The organism is Streptomyces chartreusis, assembly GCF_008704715.1.
GTDB classification, from domain to species: domain Bacteria; phylum Actinomycetota; class Actinomycetes; order Streptomycetales; family Streptomycetaceae; genus Streptomyces; species Streptomyces chartreusis.
The window spans coordinates 1,348,756-1,371,051 of sequence record NZ_CP023689.1; the positions used below are offsets into that span (position 1 = coordinate 1,348,756).

The 22,296-nt window shown below is 71.4% G+C and carries 21 protein-coding genes and 1 tRNA gene; 8 read left to right on the top strand and 14 right to left on the bottom strand.

The window, feature by feature from the left end; translation table 11 throughout:
* The gene (locus tag CP983_RS05210; protein ID WP_150498695.1) at positions 1 to 741 is read left to right on the top strand and encodes a class I SAM-dependent DNA methyltransferase; all 741 of its coding nucleotides are present in this window, start codon (positions 1 to 3) and stop codon (positions 739 to 741) included.
* A 10-nt stretch (positions 742 to 751) separates the two neighbouring features.
* On the opposite strand, the gene CP983_RS05215 is transcribed toward CP983_RS05210, so the two are convergent.
* From CP983_RS05215 to CP983_RS05255, 9 genes are all read right to left on the bottom strand, one after another.
* Positions 752 to 1,210, bottom strand: a complete 459-nt coding sequence (locus CP983_RS05215; RefSeq protein ID WP_125526273.1) for an RrF2 family transcriptional regulator — start codon at positions 1,208 to 1,210, stop codon at positions 752 to 754.
* A 52-nt stretch (positions 1,211 to 1,262) separates the two neighbouring features.
* Complete coding sequence (locus tag CP983_RS05220; RefSeq protein WP_150498696.1) at positions 1,263 to 2,522, bottom strand: acyl-CoA dehydrogenase family protein; 1,260 nt, start codon at positions 2,520 to 2,522, stop codon at positions 1,263 to 1,265.
* Positions 2,523 to 2,666: 144 nt separating this feature from the next.
* Complete coding sequence (locus CP983_RS05225) at positions 2,667 to 3,824, bottom strand: LLM class flavin-dependent oxidoreductase (protein ID WP_150498697.1); 1,158 nt, start codon at positions 3,822 to 3,824, stop codon at positions 2,667 to 2,669.
* A 96-nt stretch (positions 3,825 to 3,920) separates the two neighbouring features.
* Complete coding sequence (gene ssuE, locus CP983_RS05230) at positions 3,921 to 4,478, bottom strand: NADPH-dependent FMN reductase (RefSeq protein WP_150498698.1); 558 nt, start codon at positions 4,476 to 4,478, stop codon at positions 3,921 to 3,923.
* 98 nt (positions 4,479 to 4,576) lie between these two features.
* On the bottom strand, positions 4,577 to 5,866 hold the full coding sequence (locus tag CP983_RS05235) for a sulfite oxidase (protein WP_150498699.1): 1,290 nt from the start codon (positions 5,864 to 5,866) through the stop codon (positions 4,577 to 4,579).
* 88 nt (positions 5,867 to 5,954) lie between these two features.
* Positions 5,955 to 6,719: an amino acid ABC transporter ATP-binding protein gene (locus CP983_RS05240; RefSeq protein ID WP_150498700.1), complete on the bottom strand. Its 765-nt coding sequence runs from the start codon at positions 6,717 to 6,719 to the stop codon at positions 5,955 to 5,957.
* Positions 6,716 to 7,672 carry an ABC transporter substrate-binding protein gene (locus CP983_RS05245; RefSeq protein ID WP_229914644.1) on the bottom strand — a complete coding sequence of 319 codons (957 nt, stop codon included), beginning with the start codon at positions 7,670 to 7,672 and terminating at the stop codon, positions 6,716 to 6,718. The genes CP983_RS05240 and CP983_RS05245 overlap by 4 nt, the downstream gene beginning before the upstream one ends.
* The gene (locus tag CP983_RS05250) at positions 7,669 to 8,184 is read right to left on the bottom strand and encodes a GNAT family N-acetyltransferase (RefSeq protein WP_107908604.1); all 516 of its coding nucleotides are present in this window, start codon (positions 8,182 to 8,184) and stop codon (positions 7,669 to 7,671) included. Before CP983_RS05250 ends, CP983_RS05245 begins: the two co-directional genes overlap by 4 nt.
* A complete protein-coding gene (locus tag CP983_RS05255) occupies positions 8,181 to 9,317 on the bottom strand; it encodes an LLM class flavin-dependent oxidoreductase (protein ID WP_150498701.1) in 1,137 nt (378 codons plus the stop codon). The genes CP983_RS05250 and CP983_RS05255 overlap by 4 nt, the downstream gene beginning before the upstream one ends.
* A gap of 597 nt (positions 9,318 to 9,914) precedes the next feature.
* Between CP983_RS05255 and CP983_RS05260 the strand changes: the two genes are divergently transcribed.
* From CP983_RS05260 to CP983_RS05280, 5 genes are all read left to right on the top strand, one after another.
* A complete protein-coding gene (locus CP983_RS05260) occupies positions 9,915 to 10,928 on the top strand; it encodes an amino acid ABC transporter permease (protein WP_150506409.1) in 1,014 nt (337 codons plus the stop codon).
* Complete coding sequence (locus CP983_RS05265) at positions 10,925 to 12,886, top strand: FAD/NAD(P)-binding protein (protein ID WP_150498702.1); 1,962 nt, start codon at positions 10,925 to 10,927, stop codon at positions 12,884 to 12,886. Before CP983_RS05260 ends, CP983_RS05265 begins: the two co-directional genes overlap by 4 nt.
* A gap of 351 nt (positions 12,887 to 13,237) precedes the next feature.
* A complete protein-coding gene (locus tag CP983_RS05270) occupies positions 13,238 to 14,344 on the top strand; it encodes an aliphatic sulfonate ABC transporter substrate-binding protein (RefSeq protein ID WP_150498703.1) in 1,107 nt (368 codons plus the stop codon).
* Between the two features lie 34 nt (positions 14,345 to 14,378).
* Positions 14,379 to 15,173, top strand: a complete 795-nt coding sequence (locus CP983_RS05275; RefSeq protein WP_150498704.1) for an ABC transporter ATP-binding protein — start codon at positions 14,379 to 14,381, stop codon at positions 15,171 to 15,173.
* Positions 15,160 to 16,113 (top strand): ABC transporter permease, encoded by a 954-nt coding sequence (locus CP983_RS05280; RefSeq protein ID WP_229914645.1) that lies wholly within the window; start codon positions 15,160 to 15,162, stop codon positions 16,111 to 16,113. Before CP983_RS05275 ends, CP983_RS05280 begins: the two co-directional genes overlap by 14 nt.
* Before the next feature lie 91 nt (positions 16,114 to 16,204).
* Here CP983_RS05280 and glpK read toward each other — a convergent pair whose 3' ends face one another.
* A complete protein-coding gene (gene glpK, locus CP983_RS05285; protein ID WP_125528494.1) occupies positions 16,205 to 17,719 on the bottom strand; it encodes a glycerol kinase GlpK in 1,515 nt (504 codons plus the stop codon).
* A 42-nt stretch (positions 17,720 to 17,761) separates the two neighbouring features.
* Complete coding sequence (locus CP983_RS05290) at positions 17,762 to 18,529, bottom strand: IclR family transcriptional regulator (RefSeq protein WP_107908619.1); 768 nt, start codon at positions 18,527 to 18,529, stop codon at positions 17,762 to 17,764.
* 149 nt (positions 18,530 to 18,678) lie between these two features.
* On the opposite strand from CP983_RS05290, the gene CP983_RS05295 reads away from it, so the two are divergent.
* A complete protein-coding gene (locus tag CP983_RS05295; protein ID WP_107908622.1) occupies positions 18,679 to 19,107 on the top strand; it encodes an ATP-binding protein in 429 nt (142 codons plus the stop codon).
* 60 nt (positions 19,108 to 19,167) lie between these two features.
* Here the strand turns inward: CP983_RS05295 and CP983_RS05300 are convergent.
* A tRNA-Pro gene (locus CP983_RS05300) sits at positions 19,168 to 19,241 on the bottom strand.
* A 174-nt stretch (positions 19,242 to 19,415) separates the two neighbouring features.
* Between CP983_RS05300 and CP983_RS05305 the strand changes: the two genes are divergently transcribed.
* Entirely contained in the window at positions 19,416 to 20,357 is a 942-nt protein-coding gene (locus CP983_RS05305; RefSeq protein ID WP_150498705.1) for an alpha/beta hydrolase, read from the top strand.
* Here the strand turns inward: CP983_RS05305 and CP983_RS05310 are convergent.
* Together CP983_RS05310 and CP983_RS05315 are read right to left on the bottom strand one after the other, a co-directional pair.
* The gene (locus CP983_RS05310; protein WP_150498706.1) at positions 20,350 to 20,649 is read right to left on the bottom strand and encodes a hypothetical protein; all 300 of its coding nucleotides are present in this window, start codon (positions 20,647 to 20,649) and stop codon (positions 20,350 to 20,352) included. The genes CP983_RS05305 and CP983_RS05310 overlap by 8 nt on opposite strands.
* Positions 20,650 to 20,870: 221 nt before the next feature.
* A complete protein-coding gene (locus tag CP983_RS05315; RefSeq protein WP_150498707.1) occupies positions 20,871 to 22,199 on the bottom strand; it encodes an MFS transporter in 1,329 nt (442 codons plus the stop codon).
* Between the last annotated feature and the right edge of the window lie 97 nt (positions 22,200 to 22,296).

Sequence of the window (22,296 nt, forward strand, 5' to 3'; positions counted from 1 at the left end):
GTGAGCGATGACGACGGCTACTTCGGAGAGAACATCGCGGCCGGGTACGACGATTCGGCGGCGGACATGTTCCGCGCGGACGTGGTGGACCCGGCGGTGGACCTGCTGGCCGAACTCGCGGGCGACGGACCGGCGCTCGAACTCGGCGTAGGCACCGGCCGGATCGCGCTGCCGCTGACCTCCCGCGGAGTCCCGGTGCACGGCATCGACATGTCACGGGCGATGGTGGAGCGGCTGCGCGCGAAGCCCGGCGGTGACGCCGTCGGGGTGACGATCGGGGACTTCTCGACGACCCGGGTGCCGGGCGAGTTCGCCCTCGCGTACCTCGTCTTCAACACGATCGGCAATCTGACCACCCAGGACGCCCAGGTCGACTGCTTCGCCAACGCCGCCGCCCATCTGCGGCCCGGCGGCTGCTTCGTGATCGAGGTGGGCGTGCCCGACCTGCGGCGGCTGCCGCCCGGCCAGACCGCCGTACCGTTCCACATCGGTGACACGGGCTGGGCGTTCGACACCTACGACGTCGCCACGCAGGCGATGAGCTCGAACTACGTCACCATCACCGACGGCCGCGCCGAGCACTGGTCCATCCCGTTCCGCTATGTGTGGCCGGCCGAACTGGACCTGATGGCCCGGCTGGCGGGCCTGAAGCTGCGGGACCGCTGGGGCGACTGGACACGCGAGCCGTTCACCGCGGAGAGCGGCAAGCACGTGTCGGTGTGGGAGAAGCCGGCCGGGTGAGAACCGCGGGTCAGGGGTTCGTCCACGCCTCGGGGTCGTCCGCGAGGCTCAGCACGTCGTCGGGCAGCTTCGCCGCGGCGACGTGCGCCAGGGTGACCTCGCCGAGGATCTTGCGGACGTTCGCGCGTACGGCGATCCACAGGGGCAGCAGGGACTCCGCGGGGCCGATGTAGGAGAGGTCGGGCGGGCGGACGCCGCGCACCGAGACCAGGGGGCCGTCGGCCACACGGATCACCTCGGCGATGGCGATCGACTCCGCCGGCCGGGCCAGCCGGTACCCGCCCTTGCCGCCGCGCTGGCTGACCACGAGGCCGCCCCGGCGCAGATCGCCGAGGATGCCCTCCAGGAACTTGTGGGGGATGCCCTGCGCCTCGGCGATGGCTTCGGCCTTCAGTGACGTGTCGTCTCCTGCCGCGGCCAGCTCCAACGCCGCCCGCACCGCATAGTCCGCTCTGGCCGAGATCCGCATGCTGAGATTATCCCTCACGCCCGCGGCGGTCCTCACCGGCAGGCCGCCCGGGTCAGGCGGGGAGGCTGAACGGCGGATGCGCGCCGTTCAGGAAGTAGTCCCCCACCTCGCGCAGCCTGTGGGCGACCGGCTCGCGCAGGGTGTGGGTGCGCGTGTCGCGCCAGAAGCGGTCGAGCCCGTGCCGGGTGAGCGCGGCGGGCGCGCCGACGGCCTCCAGCGCACGGCTGGTGATCTCCTGCGCGGCCCGGGACGCGGCGGCCTCGGCGGCGCTCGCGAGGACGGCGATCTCCGCGCACTCCTCGTCGTCGAGGTCCTCGCCCCGGTTCAGGCCACGGGTGAGGGCGTCCACCGCCTGGTCGGCGAGGGCGGACGCGGCTCGCGCGGAGACAGCGAGTTCGCCGTAGGCGGTCAGGACGTACGGATCCTGCGGCGGGTTGCCCTGCCAGGGCTGGGGTGCGAGCGAGGGCCAGGGCGAGTGCGCGGTCCGTCCGTGCTCGCGGACCTCGCCGAGCAGCCCCTCCGCGACGCCGAGACAGAACTGGGCGGAGACCAGTCGTGCGGTGGGCGCGGCGAGGCCGGCGAAGGGCGACAGGGCTCCGTCGTCGGAGGAGAGGGAGCCGAGCACGTCCTGACGCGCGACCGGCACCGAGTCGAAGGTGACGGCACCCGCGGCGGCGAGCCGCTGGCCGAAGGTGTCACCGCCTGAGCCGCTCACCAGACCGGGGTGGGCCGGGTCGACGAGGACGGCGAGGGGTTCGCCGGTGCCGGGCACGGCGGCGCGGACCAGCAGCCGGTCGGCGACGCCGACTCCGGAGCCGTAGCGCTGATGGCCGTCCAGCAGGTAGCCGTGCGCCGCCGGGGTCAGCATGAGCGGCGGTTCCTGCGAGGCGATGCCGCCGCCCCAGTACCACTGGCCCGCGGCGGACGCCCGCTCGACGCGTGCGGCGCGGTCCGGCGCGGCGAAGAACCGGGCGCTGTACGACAGGAAGTAGTGGCTGCCCAGGAGATGGCCGACGGCCCCGTCGGCCGCGGCGACGGTCCGTACGACGGCGTACGCGGCGCGCCAGTCCGCGCCCGCCCCGCCGTGCACGGCCGGCACCAGCAGCGTCAGCAGACCCGACTCGCGCAGCCGTGCCACCTCGTCGAGCGGGGGCTTGCCGGCCTCCTCGCGCAGGGCCGCGTCCGTAGCGAGGTCGTCCGCGAGTTCGCGGGCGATGTGCAGCCAGTCGGCCGGCCCGTCCGCCGACGGGACCACGGCGTCCCGCCCGGGGTCGCCGAACGGAGCGGCCGGGGCCGGAGGGGCGATCGTCATGACGTCATCCTCACTCGCTCCGTCGACGGGGGTCAACACTTCCCTAGTAATTCGATAGGAAAGCTAGGGATACTTGTCCGCTCTGGCTGATTCGTACGCCTGTCTGGCGAGTTCGCGACAGCGTCCGGCCCCGCCCGGCGTGGGTCATCGCGCGGGTGCGGCACCGGCGAAGGGCACCTGGGCCGAGGGGGTCGCCCGTGCGTCGAAGGGGTGCTGCCACAGGCCCTGCGCCCGTAGCCTCGGCAGGACGCCCTCGCCGAACCAGTACGCCTCCTCCAGGTGCGGGTAGCCGGACAGCACGAACTCGTCGATGCCGAGCCGGTGGTACTCCGCGATCCGCTCGGCGACCTCGTCGTGGCTGCCGACCAGCGCCGTGCCAGCGCCGCCCCGCACCAGCCCGATGCCCGCCCAGAGGTTCGGGTGGATCTCCAGTCCGTCGGAGCCGCCGCCGTGCAGCGCGAGCATGCGCCGCTGCCCCTCGGACTCGCTGCGGGCGAGCCCGGCCTGCACGGCACGCACGGTCTCGGGGTCGAAGCCGTCCAGCAGCCGCCGGGCCTCCGCCCACGCCTGCTCGCTCGTGTCCCGGGTGATGACGTGCAGCCGGATGCCGAAGCGGACGCTGCGGCCCTCCTTCTCGGCCAGCCCCCGGATCCGGGCGATCTTCCCGGCGACGGCGGCCGGCGGCTCGCCCCAGGTGAGATAGACGTCGGCATGCCGGGCGGCGATCTTCCCGGCGATGGGCGAGGAACCCCCGAAGTAGACCTCGGGGACCGGGTCCGGCACCCGGGCCAGCCTCGCACCCTCGACCTGGAGGTGCTCACCGACCAGATCGACGGTCTGCCCCTCCCACAACCCCCGTACGACCTGGAGGAATTCACCGGTACGGCGATAGCGGTCGTCCTTGTCGAGGAAGTCGCCGTAGGCGCGCTGTTCCTGGCTCTCCCCGCCCGTCACCACGTTCAGCAGCAGCCGTCCGCCGCTCTGCCGCTGGAAGGTGGACGCCATCTGCGCGGCGAGGGTCGGCGAGACGAAGCCGGGCCGGAAGGCGACCAGGAACTTCAGCCGCTCGGTGTTCTGGCTGACCATCGCGGTGGTCAGCCAGGCGTCCTCGCACCAGGCGCCCGTGGGGGTGAGCGCGCCCACGAACCCCAGGTCCTCGGCGGCGCGGGCGATCTGGCTCAAGTAGGCCACCGTCGGCGGCCGGTCCCGCCCGGACACGGTGGCCGGACTGCCGTGGCCACCACCGACGACGTCGCGGCTGTCGCCGTTGGTGGGCAGGAACCAGTGGAACTTGAGGGTCATGGGGGTCTCCGATCGAGGTCGTGCGCCGTGCGTCGCGCCGAGGGGGGTGCGGATCCGCGGAATCGAGCGCCGGGAGGGCTCCGGCGGCGTCGGCGCTCAGCCGGTGGCCGCCAGCAGGGTCGGACGGCCGCCGAGCGCGAGGGAGAACTGGTCGGTGACCTGGGCCAGGGCCTCGGCCGGGCCCGGCGCGACGGCGAGGCTGCCGTCGTCGCCGACGCTGATGTCCTTGTCGAGGGTGAACCAGCCCGGCGTGATGTGGGCGGGGCCCATGGAGTTCAGTACGGGGCGCAGGGCGTAGTCGATGGCCAGGACGTGCGCGGTGGTGCCGCCGGTGGCCAGCGGCAGGACGGTCTTGCCCGCCAGCGCGTACTGCGGCAGCAGGTCGAGGAGCGACTTCAACAGGCCGGAGTAGGCGGCCTTGTAGACCGGGGTGCCGATCACGATGCCGTCGGCGCGCTCGAACAGGGCGGTGGCCTCGATGATCGCCGGGTGCCGGAAGTCGGCGTGCAGCAGGGCTTCGGCCGGGAGCGTGCGGACGTCGAGCGGGATCACGTCGTGCCCGTGGGCGGTGAGCCGGTCGTCCAGGTGACGCAGCAGCCGGGCCGTGCGGGAGGTGGCGGAGGGACTGCCGGAGACGGAGAGGATGGTGGCCATGGGAGGACCTTTCAGAAGTACCGGGTGGGCTGCGGCAGTTCGCCGGTGCGGCTGCTCATGCGAAGGGGCGCCCGTGTGACGGGGCAGGGTGTTCGGATTCAGGTCACCGTCACCGGATGCCGGACGACCGCGTCGAACAGATAGCCCTGGGTGTTGGGTCTGGCGACGTCCGGCTGGCGGCGGCCGGCCGTGTCGGTGGCTCGGGCCAGGAGGTGGGTGGCGCCGGGGGTGTCGGGTTTCCAGGTGACGGACCAGCGGGTCCAGGTGTCGGCGCGGGGCCGGTCGTGCAGCCGGGCCCGGCGCCAGCTGGTTCCGCCGTCGGTGCTGACGTCGACACGGGCGATCGCGCCCGCACCCGACCAGGACCGGCCGTGGAGCTCGCGGCCCTCCCCCGCGGTGAAGGTGGCGCCGCTCGCCAGCTCGAAGGCGCTCTTGAGCGTCTGCCGGGTCAGCGGCGCGCTGCCCTCCTCGGGGTGGCCGGGGCCGAACAGCCGGTAGAAGGTGGTGTTCCAGGGGGAGAACAGCGGCTGCGTGGACACCTCGATGTCGCCGACCCACTTGATCGACGAGATCCCCACCCACGAGGGCACCAGCACCCGGACGGGATACCCGTGGTCGTGCGGCAGCGGCTCGCCGTTCATCTCGTAGGCGAGGAGGACGTCGTCCAGGGCCTTGGCCAACGGCAGCGGCCGGCGCACCCTGCCGAGGTTCTCGCCGCCGCTGACGTACTCGGCGTCCAGGCCGCGCGGCTGCACGTCCACGGCGTACCGCGACAGCCCCGCCCTGCGCAGTACGTCGGCCAGACGCACCCCGCGCCAGCGGGCGACGCCGATCGCGCCCAGCGTCCAGGCGGTGCCGGTGACCGTCTCGCCCTGCTGGGTCGTGTAGTGGCTGCGCCCGTTTCCGGCGCACTCGACGAACGCGGTCCGGGTGACGGCGGGCAGGGCGCGCAGGTCGTCGTAGCCGAACTCGACCGGCCTGTCCTCGCCGGGTGCGCCCCGCAGTCCGCTGCCCCACAGCCGCAGCCGCCATTCGTGGGCGTCCAGGACGGGGGTGGTGGTGTGGTTGCGTACGAAGAACAGTTCGTTGGGCGTGTGATGGCCGGTTCCGCGCAGGGCCTCCCAGCGGGTCTCGGCGTTGGTGCCGCGCTGGATGAACCACTCGGGCGGCAGCGGTTTGACGATCGGGGTGTCGGCCGCGCGGGCCGGACCCGGCGCGGGGAGCACGGTCGCGGCGCCCGCGGCGGCGAGCAGGGTGAGCAGCCTGCGGCGGCTGACTCCGTCCGCTCTGGCTTCCCCGGCGAGCCACTGACGCAGTCTGCGACGGTCGTAGGCGCTCTCGTCGAGGCGGGTCCGGGGACGGGATGTTGGCACGGGTGGGGCGGACATGGCGGTCCTCTTCATCGGTGGGGAGGCTGGACTCGGGCGGAGCGGGCATCGGTGGCCGCGCGGAGGCAGCGCACGGTGCGGCCGCACATCAGAGAACCTTCGACAGGAAGGCGCGGGTGCGCTCCTGGCGCGGGTTGTCCAGAACGTCCGCGGGCGGCCCTTGCTCCACCACCACGCCGCCGTCCATGAACACCACGGAGTCGGCGACCTCGCGGGCGAAGCCGATCTCATGGGTCACGACGATCATGGTGGTGCCCGTGCCGGCCAAGTCCTTGATGACGTCGAGGACTTCACCGACAAGCTCCGGGTCCAGGGCCGAGGTGGGTTCGTCGAACAGCAGTACCTTCGGTTCGAGGGCGAGCGCGCGGGCGATGGCCACCCGCTGCTGCTGGCCGCCGGAGAGCCGGCGCGGGTACACGTCCGCCTTGTCCGCCAGGCCGACCCGGGCGAGCAGCCGGCGTGCCGTCTCCTCCGCCTGCCTGCGGGGGCGGCGCAGCGCGGAGACGGGGGCCTCGACGAGGTTCTCCAACACGGTGAGATGGGGGAAGAGGTGGAAGTTCTGGAAGACGAAGCCGATGTTGGTGCGCTGCTTCGCCACCTCCTTCTCCCTCAGCTCGTGCAGCTTGTTCCCCGAGCGGCGGTAGCCGATGAGTTCGCCGTCGACGCTGATCCAGCCGCGGTCGACCTTCTCCAGGTGGTTGATGGTGCGCAGCAGCGTGGACTTCCCGGAGCCGGACGGGCCGAGGATCACCATGACCTCGCCCTCGCGGACCCTCAGGTCGACGCCGCGCAGCACTTCGAGCGGGCCGAAGGTCTTGTGGACGCCGCGGACGTCGACCATGACGGCACTCATGTGTGCTCGGGCGGGTTGATCCGCGAGGCGTCGATCGCGGAGGCGGAGGTGCCCCACTTCTTGAGGATCCGGGTGTAGGTGCCGTCCTTGATCAGTTCGTCCACGGCGGCCTGGAACGCCTTGGTGAGCGGGGAGCCCTTCTTGAAGGCGAAGCCGACGTCGAGGCGGTGGAACTCGCCGAGGAAGGCTGTCTGCGACGCGGGCTGGGCCGCCTGGTAACGCAGGCCGTTGATGGTCGACATGATCACGTCGATACGGCCCTGCTGGAGCGCGGTGAGCGTGGCCGCGTTCTCCGAGTAGACCTTCACGTCGTACGGCTTCTTGCCGGCCTTCGCGCACACACCCTTCTTCGCGGTGAGGGTCGCCTCGAAGGTGGTGCCGGCGCCGGTGCCGATGGTCAGCCCGCACAGCTCGGTGAGATCGGTGACCTTCCCCGTCAGCTCGGTGTTGCCCTGCTTCACCGCGAAGCCCTGGCCGTCGTTGATGTAGGTGACGAAGTCGATGGTCTTCAGGCGCTCGGCGGTGACGCCGAAGTTGCCGGTGCCGAAGTCGTACTTGCCGCTGCCCAGGGCGGGCAGGATCGTCTCGAAGGAGGCGTCCTGGCGCTCCAGTTCGACGCCGAGCACCTTGGCGACGGCGTCGGCGAGGTCGATGTCCTGGCCGGCGGCCGCCTTGTCCGTTCCGTTCGGGTAGTACGCCCCGGGCGGGAACCCGATGGAACTGCCGACCTTGAGTTTGCCCGCCTCGCGCACGTCGGCGGGCAGCAGGGCCGCGGCGGAGGCCACCTCGCGCACGGCGGCGACCGGGTCGTCGGTCGGCACGGGAGACGCCTGGGCGCCCACCGCCGCCGTGCCGCCGGTGTCGCCGGAACCGCAGGCGGTCAGCGCGAGCAGGGGCAGCAGTGCGAGGGCGGCGGCGCCGCGCAGGCGGCCGCTGATCGTGCGGGTGTTCACAGGGTGGGGGCCTTTCCCGTGTGTTCCGGTTCGACGAGGTGCTTCTCGAAGGGCAGCGGGCCGATGGTTTCCGGGTCGGCCTCGGTGTCGAACAGGGCGGTGTAGCCGGCCGCCAGGTAGAGGCCGCGGGCCTCGGGCTGGCGGGGGCCGGTGGTCAGGTAGAGGCGCCGGTAGCCGCGGGCGCCCGCCTCGCGCTCCAGCTCGGCGACGACACGGCGGGCGAGGCCGCGCCTGCGGTGCGCCGAGTGGGTCCAGATCCGCTTGAGTTCGGCGGTCGCTTCGTCGTACCGCCGGAATGCGCCGCCGGCGACCGGCTCCCCGTCCTCGATGAGGAGCAGCAGGACACCGCCGTGCGGTGCGGTGAACTCCTCGTCGGGATAGCGGGCGAGTTCGGCGTGGGCGTCCCTGCCGTAGCGTCTGGAGTACTCGTCGCCGAGTTCGCGCAGCAATGGCTCGACTCTGGCGTCGGAGACGGGCACCTCCACGACCGTCAACTCCGGTGCGGAGGTCATCCGTTCACCGCCGTGAGGGTCTGCGTCCCGCGTGCGGCCCGCTCGGCGTCGCGCTTGGCGACCTCCTCGCGGACGATCGGGATCACATGGCGGCCGAAGTCGATGGCGTCGCCCAGCAGGTCGTAACCACGTGCGGAGAGGATGTCGACGCCGAGGTCGTAGTAGTCGAGGAGTGCCTGCGCCACCGTCTCGGGGGTGCCGACCAGGGCGTTGGAGTTGCCGGCGCCGCCGGTCGCCGCGGCGGTCGGGGTCCACAGGGCGCGGTCGTAGCGCTCGCCTGCCTCGGCGATGGCGAGCAGCCGCTGCGAGCCGGTGTTCTGCGGCCGGGCGTGCCCGTTGTGCCGCTTGGTGATCGCCTCGCCCTTCTCCTTGCGTGCCTTGATCGCGCCGACCGTGCGCCGGGCCTTCTCCCAGGCCAGTTCCTCGGTGGGGGCGATGATCGGGCGGAAGGCGACCTGGATGCGGGGGACGTCGGTGCGGCCCGCGGCCTTCGCGGCGGCCTTCACGTGCTCGATCTGCTCGGCGGTCTTCGCCAGCGGCTCGCCCCACAGGCAGTAGATGTCGGCCTCGGCGCCGCCGGCGGCGTACGCGGCGGGTGACGAGCCGCCGAACGAGACGCCGGGGCGGGGCTGTTGGACGGGGAAGACGTCGCTGACGAAGTCGTGGAAGCGGTAGTGCTCGCCCTCGTGGTCGAAGGGCTCGTGGGTGGTCCAGATCCTCTTGACGATGCGGATGTACTCGAGGGTGCGGGCGTAGCGCTCGTCCTTGGTGAGGGTGTCGCCCTCGCGGCCCTGCTCGTGGTCGTTGCCGCCGGTGATGAAGTGCACGGTCAGCCGGCCCTCGCTGATCCGGTCCAGGGTGGCGAACGTCTTGGCGGCGAAGGTCGGGTAGGAGACGTTGGGGCGGTGGGCGAGCAGGATCTGCAGCCGGTCCAGCCTGCTGGCGATGTACGCGGCGGCCGGTGCGGGGTCCGGCGAGCCGGAGCCGTAGGCGAACAGCACCCGGTCCCAGCCGTGGTCCTCGTGCGCCCGGGCGAGCCGGAGCGTGTAGTCCTTGTCGAAGGCGGCGCCGGAGCGCGGCGTGGTTTCGGAGCCGTCGTTGGTGGCGGCGATGCCGAGGAACTCCACGGGCATGGAGGTGACCTTTCGGGCAATGCGGAGCGCGGGCGGGCATGACTCGACCGCCGTGCGCACAGGCATGAATGACGGACCGTCGGACGAGAGCCGACAGGGTTCGGTACGGGAGTGACGACGCCGGGCGTCGGTGATGACGAGAAGGCAGTGCTGCGGCAGCGCGCGTGAGAAGAGAGCTCGGCCCGCGACGGGGTCACCGAGGGAGGGAAGGGCCGGTCAGACGGCCCGCTGCCGAGTCAGACGCAACACGCCGCGGACCACACCCGACAGAAGTCGATGTGACCGCGCGAGACCAAGCGCCGCTGGGCATTCATGCGATTAATTGAGCAGTACATCGTGCTTCCCGTCAAGCAGGGCCCGGATGCCGGACCGCCTCGACCAGCGCCTCTCACCCGTTGTTGACATATCCGCGCTGTGGGCACATACGATCGATGACGGACCGGCCCCGCCCTGTGCGGCGGGCCCTCCGGCCGCGTTGAGGGACGCGGCTCCGTGACGACGCCCCGCTCGGCCGCACCGTACCCGCGCCTTGTGCGCCCACGAGTGCCGCCGGGTGGCCATCCACGTATGCCGTCCCTCCCCTCGGAGAGCCTCCCCATGGTCACGCCGTCCGATGTCACGTCCACCCCTGCCCCGGCCCCGAAATCCCTTCGGCCACCCGGCGCGCCCGACGAGGATCTGCCGCGGATCGTGCCGCGCCGGCACGCCGGCCGCCGGCTGACCGCGGCCGTCGCGCTGCTCGTCCTCGCGATGGTGCTGAATTCCGTGATCCGCAACGACGCCTTCCAGTGGGACGTGGTGGGCCGGTACTTCACCACGTCCGCCGTGCTCGACGGACTGCTGCTGTCCCTGTGGCTGACCGCCTTGGTGATGGTGCTCGGCTTTCTGCTCGGCACCCTGCTCGCGGTCATGCGGCTGTCCGCCAACCCCGTGCTGCGCGCGCTGAGTTGGGGCTACGTGTGGATCTTCCGGTCCACCCCGCTGCTGGTGCAGCTGCTGTTCTGGTTCAACATCGGCGCGCTGTACCCGACGCTCGGCCTCGGCATCCCGTTCGGCCCGCAGTTCCTCACCGTCAAGACGGTCAACCTGCTCGGGCCGGCCCTCACCGCCGTCATCGGCCTGACCCTGCACGAGACCGCCTACGCCGCCGAGGTGGTGCGCGGCGGCATCCTCTCCGTGGACTCCGGGCAGACCGAGGCCGCCCAGGCGCTCGGGCTGAGCAGACGCCGCACCCTGCGCCGGATCGTCGTACCGCAGGCGATGCGCTCGATCGTGCCGACGGCCGGGAACATGCTGATCGGCACGCTCAAGGGCACCAGCATCGTCAGCGTGCTCGCCGTGCACGACCTGCTGTACTCGGTGCAGCTGATCTACAACCAGACGTACCAGATCATCCCGCTGCTGATGGTCGCCACCCTTTGGTACATCGCGGTCACCACGGTGCTCGGCGTCGGGCAGTTCTACGTCGAGCGGCACTACGCGCGCGGCGACTCCCGCACCCTGCCGCCCACACCCCTCCAGCGGCTGCGCGGCCAACTCGCCACCGCGCGACTCCGGTTGAGCGCCGCGACGGCCTCCGACGCCCGTCCGGTGACCGGTGGTGAGCGATGAGCACCATCCCCGCCACGGCCGTCCTGGTCGTCGTCGGCGCGGGCCCGCGCGCCACGGGACTGCTGGAGCGCATCGCCGCCAACGCCCCCGAACTGTGGGACGAAAAACGGGAGTTGCACATCCACCTGGTGGACCCGCACCCGCCAGGCCCGGGGCGCGTCTGGCGCCGGGAGCAGTCCGAGCTGCTGCGGATGAACTCCATGGCCGAGGACGTCACCATGTTCACCGACGAGTCGTCCACCATCGAGGGCCCCGTACGGCCGGGGCCCTCCCTCGCCGAGTGGGCCGCCCAGTTCTCGGGCAAGGGCCCCCGCCACGCGCCCTTCGCCGAGCCCGCAGACCCGGAGGTGCTCGCCGAACTGCGCACGCTCGACGGCGCCGACTTCCCCACCCGCCGCGCCCAGAGCGCCTATCTGGACTGGGTGTTCCGCAGGGCGCTGGCCCAGCTTCCGCCCACCGTCACGGTCGAGTGGCACCGCACCACGGCGACCTCCGTCACCGGCCCCCCGGACGGCCCGCAGCACGTGCACCTGGCCGACCGCGCGACCCCGCTCACCGCGGACCTGGTGATCCTGGCGCAGGGGCACCTCGGCTCCACGCCCGCCGCAGAGCACGGTACGCACGCCGGCTTCGCCCGCCGCCACGGCCGGTTCCACCTCCCGCCGGAGTTCTCCGCCGACGCCGACCTGTCCGCGCTGCGGCCCGACGAGGACGTCATCCTGCGCGGCTTCGGGCTCGCCTTCATCGACCTGATGTCCCTGCTCACCGAGGGCCGCGGCGGCACCTTCCGCACCGAGGCCGACGGCAGCCTCACCTACCTCCCCTCCGGTCGCGAACCCGTGCTCCACGTCGGATCGCGGCGGGGCGTGCCGTACCACTCCAAGACCCGCTACCGGCTCCGGGGCCCGCGGCCGCCGCTGCCGCGCCACTTCGGGCCCGCTCAGGTCGACGCGCTGCTCGCCGAGGGGCGAGCGCTGGATCTGCGGCGCGACGTGTGGCCGCTGATGGCCAAGGAGATCGGCTTCGGCCACTACCACGAGCTCTTCCACGCCCACCCCGAGCGCACCGCCCTGCCCTGGCCGGACTTCGTGGCGGCCTACGACCGTCTGGACTGGTACGCCGAGGAGATGGCCGCCCTCGTCGCCGCGGCCGTGCCCGGCCCGGCGGACCGCCTGGACTTCGAGACGCTGGACCACCCCCTGGACGGCCTGGCCTTCGCCACGCCCGACGCCTTCCAGGACCACCTGCGCGACCACATCGCCCGGGACGTGGCCCGTCGCGAGGACCCGGAGTACAGCGCCGATCTCGGGGCGTTCCTGGCGCTGCTCTCGGTATACGGGCAGCTCCCCGGCCTGGTCGCCGGAGGACGGCTGACCGCGCGGTCCGTGGCAGAGCACCTGGACGGCTGGTGGCACGGGTTCTTCAGCTTCCAGGCCTCGGGCCCGCCCGGTTTCCGGCTGCGCCAGCTGCTGGCCCTGTCCCGGGCAGGGATCGTCCACTTCCTGGGCGCGGGTGTCCGAATCGGCACCGACGAGGGCACGGGCACCTTCACCGCGACCGGTGCCACCGTCCCCGGTCACACCGTCCACGCCACGGCCCTGATCGAGGCGTATCTGCCCATCCCCTCGCTCGACCGCACCGAGGATCCGCTGCTGCGCGAACTGCACCGGGCCGGTGCCCTGTCCGAGGAGGTCATCGCCGATCCCACCCACACCCACCGCTCCGGCCTGCTCGCCGTCTCCCCCACGGACGGCCACGTCATCGACCCGTCCCTGGGCGGCGAGCACCCCCGGCGCATCGCCCTCGGCGCGCCGACCAACAGCCGGGCCGTCGCCGCTTTCGCCAGACCTCGCACCAATGCGCCGGCTTTCCGACAGAATGACGCGGTTGCCCGCACCCTGCTCCGGGTCCTGAGCTCTCACTTCTCAATAAGTGAGATCGTCACGTCCAATATATGAACAACCCCTTGGGGTGGGCGCAACCTTCTGCCACGATCCCCATCAACCAGGTAGGAAAACTAGGAATCGGTGGGGGTGGGGTGGGCATGAGCACGCGCGATCACGCAGTCCAGTTGCTGCCGCTACTGACCTCGCGTCGCCACATCGACTTCGGGCGCACGTCCAGCGCCATCTGTCGCCGCGTCTGAGACTCTCCGCGGAACCCCCACGCATCCCCCCACACCTCTGCGCTCCCTGCTGTCCCGTCCGGACGGCGGGTGAGTGGTGTGCCGGTGCACGCCGAGGGGTGCGACGCCCGTGCCGCAGCCCTTGCTCACCTTTCCTGACCGCTCTCCCCGAGAGGACACCTCCGTGTCTGCCGCAAGACCGCTCAACACCCTGCGCACCTTCGCCGTCATCGCGGCGCTCCCCCTGCTGCTGACCGCCTGCGGCTACGGCGCCGAGTCCACCGACGACGGCAAGCAGGCCGAGGTCGCGGCGGACGCCAAGAAGCTCTCCGTCGACGAGGTGAAGATCGGCTACTTCCCCAACCTCACGCACGCCACCGCGCTGGTCGGCGTCCAGGAGGGCCTGCTCCAGAAGGAGCTCGGCGGCACCAAGATCAAGACGTCGACCTTCAACGCCGGCCCGTCGGAGATCGAGGCGCTGAACTCCGGCTCCATCGACATCGGCTGGATCGGCCCCTCCCCCGCCATCAACGGCTACACCAAGGCGGCCGGCAAGAACCTGCGGATCATCTCCGGTTCCGCCTCCGGCGGCGTGAAGCTCGTCGTCAACCCGGAGAAGATCAAGTCCCTCAAGGACGTCAAGGGCAAGAAGATCGCCACCCCGCAGCTCGGCAACACCCAGGACGTGGCGCTGCTCAACTGGATCTCCGAGCAGGGCTGGAAGGTCGACGCCGAGAGCGGCAAGGGCGACGTCTCCGTCGTCCGCACCGACAACAAGGTGACCCCGGACGCCTACAAGTCCGGCTCGATCGACGGCGCGTGGGTGCCCGAGCCGACCGCGTCCAAGCTGGTCGCCGAGGGCGGCAAGGTGCTCCTCGACGAGGGCGACCTGTGGCCCGACAAGAAGTTCGTGATCACGAACATCATCGTGTCGCAGAGCTTCCTGAAGGACCACCCGGACGTCGTCGAGGCCGTCCTGCGCGGTTCGGTGAAGACCAACAAGTGGATCAACGCCAACCCGGACAAGGCCAAGGCCTCCGCCAACAAGGCCCTGGAGGAGCTCTCCGGCAAGGCGCTGCCCGCCGAGGTCCTCGACCCGGCCTGGAAGTCGGTCACCTTCCTCGACGACCCGCTGGCCGCGACCCTCGACACCGAGGCGGAGCACGCGGTCAAGGCCGGCCTGCTCGAACAGCCCGACCTGAAGGGCATCTACGACCTCGCGCCGCTCAACAAGGTCCTCAAGGCGGAGGGCCAGGACGAGGTCGACGACGCCGGTCTCGGCGTCAAGTAAGCACGGTCCCGAGAGTTCCCAGGAGGTGACGACCATGACCACCACGGTCACGACCGCGAAGGTCGCCGAGGACACCACGGCGGTGCAGTACGCCGCCCGGATCGAGCACGTCTCGAAGTCCTTCGCCGGCCCCGCCGGGCAGCAACTCGTCCTCGACGACATCACCCTCGATGTCGCGCCGGGTGAGTTCGTCACCCTCCTGGGGGCCTCGGGCTGCGGCAAGTCCACCCTGCTCAACCTGGTCGCGGGGCTGGACCTGCCGTCCGCCGGCTCGATCGGCACGGACGGCAGGCCCGCCCTGATGTTCCAGGAGCACGCCCTGTTCCCGTGGCTGACCGCGGGCAAGAACATCGAACTCGCCCTGAAACTCAGCGGGGTCGCCAAGGCCGAGCGGCGCCCGCGGGCCGAGGAACTGCTCGAACTGGTCCGGCTGAAGGGCTCGTACGGCAAGCGGGTGCACGAGCTGTCGGGCGGTATGCGGCAGCGGGTCGCGCTGGCGCGGGCGCTCGCCCAGGACAGCCGGCTGCTGCTGATGGACGAGCCGTTCGCCGCGCTGGACGCGATCACCCGGGACGTGCTGCACGACGAACTCACCCGTATCTGGCGGGAGACGGGCGTGTCGGTGCTGTTCGTGACGCACAACGTGCGCGAGGCGGTACGGCTGGCGCAGCGCGTCGTCCTGCTGTCCTCGCGCCCGGGCCGTATCGCCCGGGAATGGACGGTCGGCATTCCGCAGCCGCGCCGCATCGAGGACGCGGCGGTGGCCGAACTGTCCGCCGAGATCACCGAAGAACTGCGTGGGGAGATCCGCCGCCATGGCCGGCACTGACAAGGGCGTCGACGTCAAGGGCGATGCCCACGACGACATCACGATCACGGGCGACATCAAGGTCGACGCGAGGAAGAACGGCGGCGAGGACCTGGCCGGGCTGGAGGCCGGGCTCGACGCCCTGGACTCGGTACAGGTCCGCCGTGCGTCGCTGCGCGAGACCCTGACCCGCAAGGTGCTGCCGCCCGTCACCGCGGTCGCGCTGGTGCTGGTGGTCTGGCAGTTGCTCGTGTGGGCGGAGGTCGTCCCCGCGTACAAGCTGCCCTCCCCGTCCGACGTATGGGGCGAGGTGCGCGACGCATGGCTCCAGGGCACGCTGCTCGACTACATCTGGACGTCCGTCTCGCGCGGTCTGCTCGGCTTCCTGCTGGCGCTGGCCATCGGCACGCCGCTGGGTCTGCTGGTGGCGCGGGTGAGGTTCGTGCGCGCGGCGATCGGACCGATCCTGTCCGGCCTCCAGTCGCTGCCGTCGGTGGCCTGGGTGCCGCCGGCCGTGCTGTGGCTGGGTCTGAACAACTCGATGATGTACGCGGTGATCCTGCTCGGCGCGGTCCCCTCGATCGCCAACGGCCTCGTCGCGGGCATCGACCAGATCCCGCCGCTGTTCCTGCGGGCCGGACGCACCCTGGGCGCGACCGGTCTGCGCGAGGCCAGGCACGTGGTGATGCCGGCGGCGCTGCCGGGCTATCTGGCCGGTCTGAAGCAGGGCTGGGCGTTCTCGTGGCGATCGCTGATGGCGGCGGAGATCATCGCGTCCTCGCCCGATCTCGGCGTCGGCCTCGGCCAGTTGCTGGAGAACGGCCGCAACAACAGCAGCATGTCCCAGGTCTTCCTGGCCATCTTCCTGATCCTGCTCGTCGGTATCGCCATCGACCTGCTGATCTTCAGCCCGCTGGAGCGGCGCGTGCTGCGCAGCCGGGGTCTGCTGGTCACCCGCTGAGGGGCGGCACCACGACCGGCCCGGGGGTCGGACACCCAGCGGGTCCGCAGACGGCGGCGGACCCGCTGGGCAGACCCATCGGCCCGGCGGGTCAGGGGCGCCTGGGCGGCTGGATCCACCCCAGCGACCGCTCGACGGCCCGCTTCCAGCACTCGTACTCCCACTCGCGCCGCTCGGCGTCCATGTCCGGCAGCCACTGCGCGGCCCGGTGCCAGTTGCGGCGCAGGACCTGGAGGTCCGGCCAGTAGCCGGCCGCGAGACCGGCCGCGTAGGCGGCGCCGAGGGACACCGTCTCGGCGACGAGGGGCCGTACGACGGGAACGTCGAGCACATCGGCCAGGATCTGCATCAGCAGATGGTCGGACGTCATGCCGCCGTCGACCTTGAGCTGCTTCAGGGCGAGCGCGGAGTCGGCGTTCATGGCGTCGACGACCTCCCGGGTCTGCCAGCCGGTGGCCTCCAGGACGGCACGGGCCAGGTGGCCCTTGGTGATGTACGACGTGAGGCCGACGATCACGCCGCGGGCGTCGCTGCGCCAGTGCGGCGCGAACAGCCCCGAGAACGCGGGGACGATATAGCAGCCGCCGTTGTCCTCGACGGTGCGGGCCAGCGTCTCGATCTCGGGGGCGCTGTGGATCAGGCCCAGCCGGTCGCGGAACCACTGCACCAGCGACCCGGTGACGGCGATCGGGCCCTCCAGCGCGTAGATGGTGGGCTGGTCCCCGATCTTGTACGCGACGGTCGTCAGCAGCCCGTGTTCGGAGCGGACGACGTCGGTGCCGGTGTTCATCACCAGGAAGCTGCCGGTGCCGTAGGTGCACTTCGCCTCGCCCGGGGAGAAGCAGGTCTGCCCGAACAGGGCCGCCTGCTGATCGCCGAGGGCCGCCGTGATCCGCACGCCCGGGAGGAGGGCGCTCGCCTCGCCGTAGTTCTCCGCCGAGGACCGGATCTCCGGCAGCATCGCGCGGGGCACGCCGAAGAAGGCCATGAGCTCCGCGTCCCAGGTCAGCGTGCGGATGTCCATGAGCATGGTGCGGCTGGCGTTGGTGGCGTCGGTGATGTGCAGGCCGCCGTCGGGGCCACCGGTGAGGTTCCAGATCAGCCAGCTCTCGATGGTGCCGAACAGCACCTCGCCGTCGCGGGCGCGCCGCTCCAGCCCGTCGACGTTGTCGAACAGCCAGCGGATCCGGGGCGCGGAGAAGTACGTCGACGGGGGCAGCCGGCAGCGGTCCAGGAAGAAGTCGTCGCCCGGGTCGCTCCTCAGCTCGTCGACGAGCGGGGCGGTGCGGGTGTCCTGCCAGACGATCGCCCGTACCAGCGGGATGCCGGTCCGCGGGTCCCAGAGCACGGTCGTCTCGCGCTGGTTGGCGATCCCGATGGCCGAGATCTGGCTCGCCTCGATCCCGGCGTTCGACAGCGCCTCGGGGACGATCCGCTGAAGGTTGCGCCAGATCTCGACGGCGTCGTGCTCGACCCAGCCCGGCCTGGGGAAGAACTGCTGGTGCTCCCGCTGGGCGACCGACACCAGCCGCCCGCCGTGGTCGAACAGGATGCAGCGGGTGGACGTGGTGCCCTGGTCGATGGACATCACATACCGTTCAACCATGATCGGCCCTCCCTTCCGATGTGTCGCGGAGGTGCTGGGGGCCTACCAGCGAGCCGCGCCCAGGTCTCTGGAGATCGCGCGTGCCGCCTCCCGCAGCACGGTGATCAGGGCCGGCAGCGGCCGGCCTTTGGAGTCGCAGATCCGCTCCACGGCCCCGGACACGCCTATCGCGCCCACCACGAGACCGCCCTGTCCCCGGATCGGCGCGGCGATCCCGGCTTCGCCCATGCTCATCTCCTGCACTTCGGCGCCCCAGCCGAGGTCCCGTATCTCCGCCAGCGCCCGGTTCAGCTCCGAGGGGTGGACCAGGGTGTGCCGGGTGTACCCTTCCGGTTCCTCCTCCAGCAGCGGCTCCACCGGGGTCGCTCCGAAGGCCAGCAGGACCTTGCCGAGCGAGGAGGCGTGCAGGGGCAGCAGCGCGCCGACGTCGAGGGTCTGGAGGGTGTCGTCCGGCCGGAAGACGTGGTGGATGACGAGCACCTTGCCCTCCAGGGGCGTGCCCAGGCGTACGGCCTCCCCGCTGCGGCCGGCCAGGGCGTCGGCCCAGTTGATGGAGCGCGAACGCAGTTCGTTCACGTCGAGGTAGCTGGTGCCGAGGTGCAGCAGAGCCGCCCCGAGCTGGTATTTTCCGGTCGCCGGGTCCTGCTCGACGAAGTCCACGTGCTGCAGGGTCCGCAGGATTCCATGGGCGGTGCCCTTGGCGAGCCCCAGCGACGAGGCCACTTCCCCCAGCCCCAGTCGGCGGGATCCGCCGGCGAGCAGTCGCAGGATCGCCGCCGCCCGCTCGATGGACTGGACTGGGCCGGCCATGAGGCGATGGTAGTCCCAGTTTTTCCGCTTTGGGACTGTCGTTCGGTAATGCCGACCCAGGTTCGTTGACCGGTGGATTCTCCTTGTTTAGCGTTCGATGACACCTACGCCCCGACCTGGGGCCGGCAGGGACCGCCCGAGGAGGACAGATGACTACAGCGCAGCTCGCCGCCGCGCCTCGTGGGGAGGTCGAGCACGTCTTCTCCCTGCCGCACGTCCCGGGGGCGGTCGCCGGCATACGGCGGCGTGTCCGTGCGGTGCTGTCCGACTGGAATCTGACGGCCGACTGCGCCGCCGACGTCCTGCTGGTGGTCTCGGAGCTCCTCACCAACGCCATCGTCCACGCCGTGCCGCCGGCGACGCTGCGGCTCTCGCGGAGCCTGCCGGAGGGGTGCGGAACGGTACGCGTCGAGGTGACCGACCTGGGCCCCGCGGCACCGGCGGAGGACCCGGCCTCCTCGATCGACCCGGACGAACACGGCCGCGGCCTCGACATCGTCAACGCACTGGCGTCCCGCTGCGGCGTCCACGTCCACACGGGCGGAACCAGCCGCTGGGCGGAGCTCCCGTCGGCCTGACGCCGACGCCGTACGAAAAGGGCCTCCGCGAGCCACTGCCCACGAAGACCCTTAACACCGTCGGGACGACAGGATTTGAACCTGCGACCCCTTGACCCCCAGTCAAGTGCGCTACCAAGCTGCGCCACGTCCCGGTGCCGTCACACGGCGTACCGCGTGATCACGCAGGTCAACCCTACCTCATCGACACCACCGCCCAGACGCGACTCGACCCCTTGACCCATTATTGTCGGCGTCTACAATTGCCTAACTCAATAGAGTCTCCCTGTGGAGTGGCAGGCCGGTGGGCCGCGACCGATCGGAGCCGTATGTCTGTGCTGGCCCGGCCCTCGGTGGCCGCCCTGGTGGCCAAGGTGATGCAGCGGGTGACGGTGATGGCGGAGCGCCGTGCCGCCGGACGGGGGTCGGTCTCGTCCTGGCACGCGCGGTTTCCCGAATATCCGCGCGAGGTACGCGAGTTGACGATTCCGACGTCGATCGCACCCGCCCGGGTCACCGTGTATCTGCCCCCGGGCGACGAGCCCGCTCCGCCGGTGCACGTCAACTTCCACGGCGGTGGCTTCGTCATGACACTGACCGAGGTCGACGACCCGCTGTGCCGTCTCCTCGCCGTCGAGGCCGGGGCGGTCGTGATCAACGTGGACTACGCCGTCGCCCCGCAGCATCCGTTCCCGGCGCCGCCGCGGCAGGCGTACGAGGTCGTCCGGTGGGTCGCGGAGCACGGCGCCGAGGAGGGCTGGGACGGCGAGCGGCTCACCGTGGGCGGGCAGAGCGCGGGCGGCGGACTCGCGGCGGCCGTGGCACGGCAGGCGCTGGAGGAGGGCGGGCCCTCGATCGCCCTTCAGGCGCTGCACTATCCCCCGCTCGACCTGGCGACGAACGCCCGCGACAAGCGCGCCGCCATCGCCAAGCCGATGCTGCGGCCCTGGATGGCCGACGTCTTCGACACGTCGTACGTCCCGGACGTCCACCGGCGGGCCGACCGCCTCGTCTCCCCGGCGCACCCCTCCGACACCGCCGACCTGAAGGGCATCGCCCCGGCGCTGCTGATCACCGCCGAGTACGACCTGCTCCGGGCCGAGGGTGAGCGTTATGCCGAGCGGCTGCGCCGGGCCGGGGCCCTGGTCGGGCACCATGACGTGGCCGGCTTCGATCATGGGTACGACGGGCTGGACGACGCCAAGGCGCGCGAGGTCTACGCGCTCATCGCCCGGCATCTGCGGGAGGCCACGGGCGGTCGCCTCACCTGAGGGCCCGGTCCGAGCCCGCCGTCGGGGCCGGGGTGTCCCAGCCGTCGGAGGCCGCAGCCCCCACGTTCGCCGCGATCGGCAAGTCGGCCGCGTCCCTGTCGTCCAGTGGAGGCAGAGCCGGCGGCAGGGCCGGGTCCGGCGCCGTCGCGCTTCTGCCACCCCGGGCCGGGCCCCCGGACACCCCCGCGGCGAATCCGGCCGTCAACAGGGCCACTGCCGCGACCACCCACCAGGGCAGTCCTGCCTTTGCCATGTATCCGACGACGGCCACCACCGCGAGAAGTGCCACCACGTCCCCCGTCCCCCTTCAAGTTCAACTCACTTGCCCCCGACGTCCCGAGAGCCGCCACGCGTCACAGCGGGCATATGACGCAACAATACGCGAGACCGTCGTATAACCCAGTTCGGACCATCAGTACATATGAAGGGCCAGTTGATATGACGGACGCCGCTCGCCGCATATGACCGCGGCGAGCGGCGTCTCGACTCTCCCCCAGGGTCGGCGTCCGCCGGTCAGTGCGCGCCGACCAACTCCTGTCCGCTGCCCGTCGAGGCCGTCCGCTTCGAGCCGCGCAGGGCGGCGATCCCTATGAAGACCATGGACGACAGGCCCGCGAGGGCGAAGGCGGTGAAGCCCCAGTCGCCGTTGTTCGCGGCGAGCAACTGGCCGCCGAGCCACGGCCCGAAGACGGCACCGAAGCGGCCCATGCCGGAGGTCCAGCCGACGGCCGTGGCCCGGTTCTCGGGGCGGGAGCCGATCGAGACCGTCGCGTAGATCATGGTCTGCGCGCTGTTGAGGAACACGCCTGTCAGGAACACCACCGTGAAGGTGAGTGCCAGCGGCATGTGAACGCTGAGCAGGAAGACCCCGACGGCCGTCAGCGCGAACCAGATCGCCGAGATCCGCGGGGCGCCGAACCGGTCGGAGGCGCGCCCCGCGACCAGCATGCCGACGATGCCGCCGAGGTTGAACAGGACCACGAACGTCAGCGCCGAGCCGAGGTTGTAGCCCTCGCTGCGCATCAGGGTGGGCAGCCAGGTGGCGACGCCGTAGACGAGGAGCAGTCCGCCGAAGGAGGCCAGCCAGTACAGGAGGGTCTGGGTCCACTCGCCGCCCCTGAAGAGGTTGGCCAGGGCGTTCCAACGGTCGCCCGCGGCCTGCTTTTCGGCCGGGGCCGCGGGCAGTTCGACCTCGTAGCGGCCGGCCAGTGCACGCGCCTGATCGGTGCGACCCTTGGCGACCAGGAAGCTCAGCGACTCGGGCAGGAACCGGACCAGCACCGGCACGAACAGCAGCGGGAGCACGCAGAACCAGAACGCGGCCCGCCAGCCGAGGGGTTCGACGACCCACAGGGCGACGTAGGCGGAGAGGATACCGCCCGCGTGGTGCGCGGTCATCAGCATCCCGATGGTGAGGGCGCCGCGGCCGCGCGGGGCGTAGTCGGAGACCATGCTGATCGCGGTCGGCAGCAGCCCGCCGAGCCCGATGCCGGCGAGGGTCCGGCCGAGGCCGAACACCGCGACGCTGCCCGCCGTCGCGCACAGCGCGGACGCCAGCGAGAACAGCGCGACGCAGGCCACCATGAGCTTCCTGCGGCCGATCCGGTCGGCGACCGTGCCCGCCGTCAGGGCGCCGACGAGCATGCCGAAGGTGGCGTAGCTGCCCAGGTCACCGGCCTTGTCGGGGGTAAGCCCGAGGGCCTTCTCGGCCAGCATGTGGGGCAGCACCGAGCCGTAGATGAACATGTCCAGGCCGTCGAAGAGGACGGCCAGCCAGCACAGGCCGACGGCCACCACGGCCAGTCTGCCGACGCGAGCGGACGGGGAGGGGGAGGAGGACATCCTTGTTTTCCTCTCGTGCGTTGTGCGCCAGACGCTAAGGAGCGGACGGCTGGACAGTCAACACTTTTGTCAACAATCTCAGCGACAATCGAGGGCT

Excerpts from the sequence above, each read along its gene's own strand:
- CP983_RS05215 (WP_125526273.1), bottom strand. The coding sequence starts at position 1,210 with ATGCGGATCTCGGCCAGAGCGGACTATGCGGTGCGGGCGGCGTTGGAG.
- CP983_RS05220 (WP_150498696.1), bottom strand. The coding sequence starts at position 2,522 with ATGACGATCGCCCCTCCGGCCCCGGCCGCTCCGTTCGGCGACCCCGGG.
- CP983_RS05225 (WP_150498697.1), bottom strand. The coding sequence starts at position 3,824 with ATGACCCTCAAGTTCCACTGGTTCCTGCCCACCAACGGCGACAGCCGC.
- ssuE (WP_150498698.1), bottom strand. The coding sequence starts at position 4,478 with ATGGCCACCATCCTCTCCGTCTCCGGCAGTCCCTCCGCCACCTCCCGC.
- CP983_RS05235 (WP_150498699.1), bottom strand. The coding sequence starts at position 5,866 with ATGTCCGCCCCACCCGTGCCAACATCCCGTCCCCGGACCCGCCTCGAC.
- CP983_RS05240 (WP_150498700.1), bottom strand. The coding sequence starts at position 6,719 with ATGAGTGCCGTCATGGTCGACGTCCGCGGCGTCCACAAGACCTTCGGC.
- CP983_RS05250 (WP_107908604.1), bottom strand. The coding sequence starts at position 8,184 with ATGACCTCCGCACCGGAGTTGACGGTCGTGGAGGTGCCCGTCTCCGAC.
- CP983_RS05255 (WP_150498701.1), bottom strand. The coding sequence starts at position 9,317 with ATGCCCGTGGAGTTCCTCGGCATCGCCGCCACCAACGACGGCTCCGAA.
- CP983_RS05260 (WP_150506409.1), top strand. The coding sequence starts at position 9,915 with ATGGTCACGCCGTCCGATGTCACGTCCACCCCTGCCCCGGCCCCGAAA.
- CP983_RS05265 (WP_150498702.1), top strand. The coding sequence starts at position 10,925 with ATGAGCACCATCCCCGCCACGGCCGTCCTGGTCGTCGTCGGCGCGGGC.
- CP983_RS05275 (WP_150498704.1), top strand. The coding sequence starts at position 14,379 with ATGACCACCACGGTCACGACCGCGAAGGTCGCCGAGGACACCACGGCG.
- CP983_RS05280 (WP_229914645.1), top strand. The coding sequence starts at position 15,160 with ATGGCCGGCACTGACAAGGGCGTCGACGTCAAGGGCGATGCCCACGAC.
- glpK (WP_125528494.1), bottom strand. The coding sequence starts at position 17,719 with ATGGTTGAACGGTATGTGATGTCCATCGACCAGGGCACCACGTCCACC.
- CP983_RS05290 (WP_107908619.1), bottom strand. The coding sequence starts at position 18,529 with ATGGCCGGCCCAGTCCAGTCCATCGAGCGGGCGGCGGCGATCCTGCGA.
- CP983_RS05295 (WP_107908622.1), top strand. The coding sequence starts at position 18,679 with ATGACTACAGCGCAGCTCGCCGCCGCGCCTCGTGGGGAGGTCGAGCAC.
- CP983_RS05305 (WP_150498705.1), top strand. The coding sequence starts at position 19,416 with ATGTCTGTGCTGGCCCGGCCCTCGGTGGCCGCCCTGGTGGCCAAGGTG.
- CP983_RS05315 (WP_150498707.1), bottom strand. The coding sequence starts at position 22,199 with ATGTCCTCCTCCCCCTCCCCGTCCGCTCGCGTCGGCAGACTGGCCGTG.